We start from the raw sequence: 558 nt of genomic DNA on the forward strand, positions 1-558 counted from the left end.
TTTTACCAACAATGGCAAAAAAAATTAAAATTCATTCAACAGTCGCAATTGCACTATTTGCATGCAGCACAGCATTTGCGCAAACATGGAACATCGGCTTGGCCAATGCAGCTGATGTAACCGCTACACTTACCTCTACACCTAACGGTCTCACTCTCTCTATTCACGGTAGTGGGGCTATGCAAAATTGGTCATCTGCGGCTGTCCCATGGTCTTCTCAACGTCTCACCATTAGAGCTGTAGAAATAGATGACGGCGTGACAACAATTGGAAATTATGCCTTTTCCAAGTGTAGCCGTCTTACCTCCGTTAGCATTCCTAACAGCGTGACAAGTATTGGGAAGTCGGCTTTTGACGATTGCAGCGGTCTTACCTTCGTTACCATTCCTAACAGCGTGACAAGCATTGAAGATTTTGCTTTTTCCGGTTGCAGCGAACTTACCTCCGTTACCATTCCCAGTAGCGTGACAAGCATTGGAGATTATGTTTTTGGAGCTTGCTCCAAACTTACCGGTATCGCTGTAGATGCTGACAATGAGCGGTATAGTGCAATAGATG

General features: G+C 45.0%; 1 protein-coding gene. It reads left to right on the top strand.

Features of this window, described 5'->3' with window-relative positions:
- Positions 1–11: 11 nt before the first annotated feature.
- The coding region (locus tag ASC50_RS06700; RefSeq protein ID WP_158648365.1) for a leucine-rich repeat domain-containing protein at positions 12–558 on the top strand (547 nt) is incomplete at its 3' end.

The sequence above is a fragment of the Candidatus Symbiothrix dinenymphae genome (genome assembly GCF_001431085.1).